At 71.1% G+C, this 6,568-nt stretch carries 7 protein-coding genes and 1 pseudogene; 4 read left to right on the plus strand and 4 right to left on the minus strand.

From position 1 onward, the window contains the following. The 4 genes from VOI19_RS11370 to VOI19_RS11385 all read left to right on the plus strand — a co-directional run. A partial coding sequence (locus tag VOI19_RS11370) for a delta-60 repeat domain-containing protein (protein ID WP_323793079.1) occupies window positions 1-1,239 on the plus strand: 1,239 nt, incomplete at its 5' end. Window positions 1,240-1,371: 132 nt separating this feature from the next. After that, complete coding sequence (locus tag VOI19_RS11375; protein WP_323793080.1) at window positions 1,372-1,674, plus strand: hypothetical protein; 303 nt, start codon at window positions 1,372-1,374, stop codon at window positions 1,672-1,674. A 96-nt stretch (window positions 1,675-1,770) separates the two neighbouring features. Then, window positions 1,771-3,282 (plus strand): delta-60 repeat domain-containing protein, encoded by a 1,512-nt coding sequence (locus VOI19_RS11380; protein ID WP_323793081.1) that lies wholly within the window; start codon window positions 1,771-1,773, stop codon window positions 3,280-3,282. Between the two features lie 37 nt (window positions 3,283-3,319). Next, the gene (locus VOI19_RS11385) at window positions 3,320-4,657 is read left to right on the plus strand and encodes an AarF/ABC1/UbiB kinase family protein (protein WP_323793082.1); all 1,338 of its coding nucleotides are present in this window, start codon (window positions 3,320-3,322) and stop codon (window positions 4,655-4,657) included. A gap of 10 nt (window positions 4,658-4,667) precedes the next feature. Here the strand turns inward: VOI19_RS11385 and VOI19_RS11390 are convergent, their stop codons facing one another. The 4 genes and pseudogenes from VOI19_RS11390 to VOI19_RS11405 form a co-directional block, all read right to left on the minus strand. Beyond that, on the minus strand, window positions 4,668-5,276 hold the full coding sequence (locus VOI19_RS11390) for a hypothetical protein (RefSeq protein WP_323793083.1): 609 nt from the start codon (window positions 5,274-5,276) through the stop codon (window positions 4,668-4,670). Between the two features lie 46 nt (window positions 5,277-5,322). After that, window positions 5,323-5,817 (minus strand): GNAT family N-acetyltransferase, encoded by a 495-nt coding sequence (locus VOI19_RS11395; protein WP_323793084.1) that lies wholly within the window; start codon window positions 5,815-5,817, stop codon window positions 5,323-5,325. After that, window positions 5,814-6,326, minus strand: a complete 513-nt coding sequence (locus tag VOI19_RS11400; protein ID WP_323793085.1) for a DinB family protein — start codon at window positions 6,324-6,326, stop codon at window positions 5,814-5,816. Before VOI19_RS11400 ends, VOI19_RS11395 begins: the two co-directional genes overlap by 4 nt. Then, window positions 6,323-6,568: pseudogene (locus VOI19_RS11405) on the minus strand (pyridoxamine 5'-phosphate oxidase); the annotation flags it as partial. The pseudogene VOI19_RS11405 and the gene VOI19_RS11400, both read right to left, overlap by 4 nt.

Genomic DNA, 6,568 nt, shown 5'->3' on the forward strand with positions numbered 1-6,568 from the left:
CGGTCCATCAACGACTACGGCACCGTCATGCCCACCGTCCTGATGGCCGCCCCCGGCACCCTCGACACCACCTTCACCGATCCCAACCTCAACAGCCCCGCCTACGGAGTCGCGGTCCTCGCCGGCGGGAAGATCCTCGCCACCGGGAACTTCACCGCCGCCGGCTCTGACAACACCCCGCACGGACGCATCGCCCGCTTCAATCCCGACGGCACCCCCGACCCTGACTTCGGCGACCCCAACCTCAAGAGCGCGAACGCCTACGCCTCTGCCCAGCGGGTGGCGATCCAGGACGACGGCGGGATCCTCGTCACCGGGGACTTCATCACCGCCGGGGCCGGCGACGACGCCTACCGGTTCCTGGCCCGGCTCGGTCCCGACGGAGGCGTGGACTACTCGTTCAGGAACCCCGACATCGACGGTGGGGACGGCGGCCCCACCGTCGGCACCGGCAGAGGAGTCGCCGTCCAGGCCGACGGAAAAGTGGTGGTCGCCGGCTACTTCGCCGCCGTCGGTCCGGAGAGCAACCCGACCCCGGGGAGCAGCGAGCGCACCCCCTACGGCAACCTCGCCCGCTTCAATGCCGACGGCACCCTCGACACGACCTTCATCAATCCCCACCTCGACCAATTCGCCCACGCGGTGGTGATCCAGCCCGACGGGAAGATCCTCGTGGCCGGCTCCTTCACCCACGTCGGAGCCGCCGCCATCCCCTGTCAGGGGCTTGCCCGCTTCAACCCCGACGGCACTCCCGACCCCACGTTCGAGGACCCGCAGCTCGGCAACAACATCAGCGGCGCCGGGAGCTGTCGGGCCCTGGCGCTCCAGGATGACGGAAAGATCCTCGTCACCGGCAACTTCACCACCGCCGGCGCTGACAACCGTCCCTACCGATGGCTGGCCCGCATCAACTCCGACGGCACGCCCGACCCGACGTTCGAGAACCCCGACCTCGACGACGGCGGCGAGGGTGGTGCCACCGGCTGGGGGGTGGCGGTGCAGAGCGACGGAAGGATCCTTGTCGTCGGCGGTTTCGACACCGCCGCCGGACAACCCCGGAACGGACTGGCTCGCTACCACAGCAACGGCAGCCTCGACGGCGGCTTCGCCAACCCCAACCTCACGGCTGCGGGTGCCGTCGCCGTCCAGGCAGACGGCCAGATCCTCGTCTGCGGCAACTTCACCACGGCCGGCACGGGCAACACTCCCTACCGACACCTGGCACGGTTCCACGGCTGATCGGCGGGCCACGCAGAACCCTCAGCCCCCCGCGTGACTCCGCGTGACTCCGTCGGAGCGCCGCACCCTGCTCGCGGAAGGGATGAGCCGGCGGCTGTCGGGCCGACCGGGCTCGGCGGCTAGCCTGCGCGCATGGGCAGCGACGAGGACGACCACACGCTCTTCACCCTCGCCGACCCGGAGCCCGCGCCGCCCGTCGAGCGGACCACGCTCGTGCGCCAGGGCAGTGCGGCGGCGGCCCTGCTCGCGCTGGCCGCGCTGACGGCGTACGTCCTGCCCGCGACGCTCGGGAGCGACGACCCGAGCGCGGCACCGAGTCTGTTGGCCCTCGGCGTGATCGTCCTGGTGCCGCTCACGCTGGCCCTGACCGGCCTCGTCCTGGTGGTTGCGGTGGCGACGGCGCTCGTGCAGGCCCGGGTGTCGGCGTCGGCCTGACCTGCCGCGCGTGACCTCGGGTCAGCAGGATCGTTGAGTCCGCACACGCGCTGACGTCCGGGCGACAGCGGTCCTCCCCGAAGATCGAGGTCGAGCATGACTCCCCCTGAGCACCCGTCCACCACGGCCGCGCCGTCGCAGCACTCACGTCGCGTCCTCCTGGGCGGAGCTGCCTGGACCGCACCGGCGATCGTGCTGGCGACTGCCGCGCCCGCCTCCGCCACCCTCAGCGGTGCGCCCCGGATCACGGTGGTCTCCACCCGCGGAGACATCAGCCCCGGCATCGGCTCGGTGCTCGTCAGCCTGGAGCCGGACCCGGACGGCGCCCAGACCGCCGTTGCCCTGTATGACGACCTGGGTGCCCGCACGACCGGCTTCGCTCGCGAGGGAGCGTCGGGATCGGCGGGCCTCTACCGGCTGACCTTCTCCACCACGACCGCTCCGGTGCCGGCGGCGATCGAGGTGACCATCAACGTCGCGCCCTTCGGCAGCGCGACCACCACGGTGACCATGGCCGCTCCGGGCACCCTTGACACCACCTTCGCCGATGCCGACCTCAGCGCCAGCGGCCAGGCGATCGTCGTGCAGCCCGACGGCAAGATCCTCGTCGCCGGCAACTTCACCCAGTACGCCGGAAACCAGCAGCAGCGCCTGGTCCGGTTCAACGCAGACGGCTCGCGTGACACCACCCTGCCGAACCCGTGGATCAACCAGGCGGTCTACGCCCTCGCGCTCCAGGCCGACGGCAAGATCCTGGTGACCGGCAACTTCCAGAAGGTCGGACCACCCACGGCCGTGGACCGCACGTTCCTGGCCCGGTTGAACTCAGACGGCACCCTGGACACGACCTTCGCAGACCCCCTCCTCAACCAGCTCGGGTACGGCGTCGCCGTGCAGCCCGACGGCAAGGTCCTCGTCGCGGGCTACTTCACCAGCGCGGGCGGCAGCGTCCGCAACTACCTCGCCCGCTTCGACGCCGACGGCACTCTGGACACCAGCTTCCAGGACCCCGCCCTGGACGCCTTCGCCTTCACGGTCGCGCTCCAGCCGGACGGGAAGGTCCTCGTCGCCGGCGACTTCACCACGGTCGGCGGGGTGACGCGCAACAGGCTGGCGCGCATCAACACGGACGGCTCGCTGGACACCGGCTTCGCCGACCCGGGGCTCAACGGGCGCGTGGTCGGCCTCGCACTGCAGGACGACGGCAAGATCGTCGCCAGCGGCGAGTTCACCGAGGTCGGTGGCGTCTCACGCCCCTACGTCGCCCGGTTCGACACCAACGGCACCGTCGACCCCACCTTCGCGGATCCGGCGCTCGACGCCCCCGCACGCCGTGTCCTGGTGCAACCCGACGGCAAGGTCCTTGTCTCGGGCGAGTTCACTACCGTCGGCGCCACGACGCGCAGGCGCTTGGCCCGGCTGACCAGCAACGGCGCGCTCGACACCGCGTTCGCCGACCCGACCCTCGCCGGGATCGACCCGACGGTCCGCGGCATCGGCATCGCCCGGCAGAGCGACGGCAAGGTGCTCGTGACCGGCAACTTCACCACCGCCGGCTCCGGCGCCACCACGCACCGGAGCGTGGCCCGCTTCCACGGCTCACCGTGACCCGATGGGGTGACCGGCCCTGGGTCACAATGGATCCATGGCCGACCTGCCCCGCAAAGCTGCCGCTCGTACGGCGCGCCTGGCTGCGCTGCCGCTGGGCTACGCAGGTCGCAAGACCGTCGGCTTCGGCAAGCGTCTGGGTGGGGCCCCGGCCGAGGCCGTGATGAACGACCTCCAGCAGCGCACCGCCGAGCAGCTCTTCCGTACCCTCGGTGAGCTCAAGGGCGGGGCGATGAAGTTCGGCCAGCTGCTCTCGGTCTTCGAGGCCGCGCTGCCCGAGGACGTGGCTGCGCCGTACCGCGACCACCTGACCCGTCTCCAGGACGCTGCTCCCCCGATGCCGACCTCGACGGTGCGCGAGATCCTCGCCCGCGAGCTCGGCGCCGACTGGAAGGAGCAGCTGGTCTGGCTGGACGGCGGCCCGACCGCGGCCGCGTCGATCGGTCAGGTCCACAAGGGTCGCTGGCACGACGGCCGCGAGGTCGCCGTGAAGGTGCAGTACCCCGGCGCCGGCGAGGCGCTGATGTCCGACATCAAGCAGCTCTCCCGCCTCGCGCGCACCATCGGTCCGGTCTTCCCCGGGCTCGACATCAAGCCGCTGGTCGAGGAGGTGCGCGCCCGCGCCGCCGACGAGCTCGACTACACCCTCGAGGCCGAGGCCCAGAGCGTCTACGCGAAGGCCTTCGCCAACGACCCGGAGATCGTCGTGCCCGGCGTGGTCGCGGTCGGCAAGACCGTGCTGATCACCGAGTGGCTCGAGAGCGACTCCTCGCTCGCCCGCATCATCAAGGAGGGCACCGTCGAGGAGCGCAACCACTACGGCGAGCTGCTCGTGCGCTTCATGTTCGCCGGCCCCAGCCGCACCGGCATGCTCCACGCCGACCCGCACCCCGGCAACTTCCGCATCATCCCCAACGACGACGGCACCCCGGGTCGCCTGGGCGTGCTCGACTACGGAGCCGTCGCGCGCCTCGAGGAGGGCAACCTCCCCCGCGCGATGGGAACCCTGATCCGACTGGCTGCGCTCGGCGACGCCGAGGCCTTGATGGACGGGCTGCGTCAGGAGGGCTTCATCAAGGACAAGATCAGTCTCGACCCGCAGCAGCTCATCGAGTACCTCGCGCCGTTCGCCGAGCCGACCAAGGTCGAGCGCTTCCAGTTCACCCGGGCCTGGATGCGCGAGCAGTTCGCGCGCATCAACAACCCGCGCGACCCCGCCTTCACGATCGCCATCAAGATCAACCTGCCGGCGTCCTACATGCTCATCCACCGCACGTGGATCGGCGGGATCGGCGTGCTGAGCCAGCTCGAGGCCGAGGCGCCGTTCAACGCGATCCTCACCGAGTTCCTCCCCGGGTTCGCCGACGCCGGCTGACCGCTGTCGGTCAGCGATCCAGGCGTTCGAGCATCGCCGCCAGCACATCGGGCCCCTGCGCGGTGTCGAAGATGTTCTGCGCGTGCGCGCTGCCCCCGACGACCAGCACCTGGTTGTCGTCACCCGGTGAGACCTCGGCGAGCTGATTCGGGAGGTCGGAGCCGGGTTCGCCCTCGCTGGCGATGAAGAGCTTGGGCTGGTCGCCGAGGCCCTCGACGACGGTGTTGGGCGAGAGCAGCACCAGCTGATCGGCGAGGTCGGGTTCCTCGGCGGAGAGCCGCAGGATGGCGTCGGCGCCAGCGCTGCCACCCACCAGCGCGACCTTCTCGATGCCGTCGTCCTGCAGCGACGTGACCGCGGCAGCGATGCCCTCGGTGCTGATGTCCTCGACCGCCACGACCGTCGCGCCCTGCTCGGCGATGGCCTCGGCCTGCTCGGTCCAGGACGCGGCGTCGAACGCAGCACCGTGGGCGAGGACGACGCCGTAGTCCCCGTTGCCCCAGGTGAGTGCTTTGCCACCGCCGCCGTCACCGGTGATGGGCGTTGACGGTGTGCCGTCGTCGCTGCACCCGGTCAGCAGGAACAGGGTGGTCAGGATCAGGACGACGTGGCGGCGCATGTCCTCGACCGTACGAGGAGCCCCTGAGGCCGCCTCGGACCAGTAGTCAGAGACGAAGGTGCATCACGTGTAGCCCGACCCGCCCGTGCAGGCGCGACTCGAAGGCCTCGGACACCGTGCCGATGATCTCGAAGCCGAGGCGCTGCCACAGCCGCACGGCGACGGTGTTGGTCTCCACGACGGCATTGAACTGGATGGCGGCGAAGCCGGCGTCGCGGTGCCACTGCACGACGTACTCGCCCAGGGTGCGACCGACGCCACGACCTCGCCCGGCGGGCGCGACCATGAACGACGCCGTCCCGACGTGGGCCCCGCGGCCGGGACGGTTGGGCCCCATCGTGGCGCTGCCGAGGATCAGACCGTCGTCCTCGAGGACGACGGTCTGGCCAGGCGGCCGCATGGTCCACAGGTCGCGGGCCTGCTCGCTGGTGAGGTCGAGCGGGTAGGCGTAGGTCTCCCCGGCAGCCACGATGTCGGCGAAGAACGGCCACACCTGCGGCCAGTCGTCGGGCGTCATCGGACGGATCACACGTTCGCTCACCCGACACTGCCGTCGATGGACTGACGGATCAGGTCGGCATGGCCGTTGTGCTGGGCGTACTCCTCGATCAGGTGCACCAGGATCCAGCGCAGGCTCAGGCCCTCGCCGGAGTGCGGGTGTCGACGCCGCGCGATGACGTCGAGACTGTCCGCCCCTGCGATCAGGGAGTCGGAGCGAGCCACGAAGGAGTCGAAGAGGGCGCGCAGCTCGTTCGGGGTCTGCTCGGTGGCGCTGTGCCAGTCCCAGTCGCCGTCGGCGTCCCAGTCGACGTCGTCGAAGGGCGCCTGCGGCTCCAGCCCCGCGAGGTTGACCCCGATCCACCAGTCCTCGACGTAGGCGAGGTGCTTGAGCATCCCGCCGAGCGTCAGGTCGGACGGCGCCAGGGTCGCGGCGAGCTGCGCGGCATCCAGGCCCTCGGTCTTGCGGCGGAGGAGGTCGCGGTGGGAGTCGAGGAAGGCGAGCAGCGTCGTGCGCTCGTCGGCTGCGTACGGCGTGGCGTGGGCGCTCACGAGGTCGCAACCGGCGCGCAGTCGTGGCCGCACCCGGACGGCGGTCCGGGACCGTCGCTGTGCGCGGCCGGGCGGTGCAGCACCGCGCCGGTCGGCGTGACGACGACGTCCTCGCCGTCGAGCGCCGCCTCGCCGTCGACCAGCAGCGTGTAGCCGCGCTGCGCGAGCGGAGGGAACAGCACCGTGACCAGCTCGTTGGCCCCGACGATGGCGACCGAGCCGCGACCGGGGCCGCTGACGAC

Origin of the sequence: Nocardioides sp. (assembly GCF_034670285.1) — a bacterium.
Lineage (GTDB): Bacteria > Actinomycetota > Actinomycetes > Propionibacteriales > Nocardioidaceae > Nocardioides.

Excerpts from the sequence above, each read along its gene's own strand:
- VOI19_RS11375 (WP_323793080.1), top strand. The coding sequence starts at position 1,372 with ATGGGCAGCGACGAGGACGACCACACGCTCTTCACCCTCGCCGACCCG.
- VOI19_RS11380 (WP_323793081.1), top strand. The coding sequence starts at position 1,771 with ATGACTCCCCCTGAGCACCCGTCCACCACGGCCGCGCCGTCGCAGCAC.
- VOI19_RS11385 (WP_323793082.1), top strand. The coding sequence starts at position 3,320 with ATGGCCGACCTGCCCCGCAAAGCTGCCGCTCGTACGGCGCGCCTGGCT.
- VOI19_RS11390 (WP_323793083.1), bottom strand. The coding sequence starts at position 5,276 with ATGCGCCGCCACGTCGTCCTGATCCTGACCACCCTGTTCCTGCTGACC.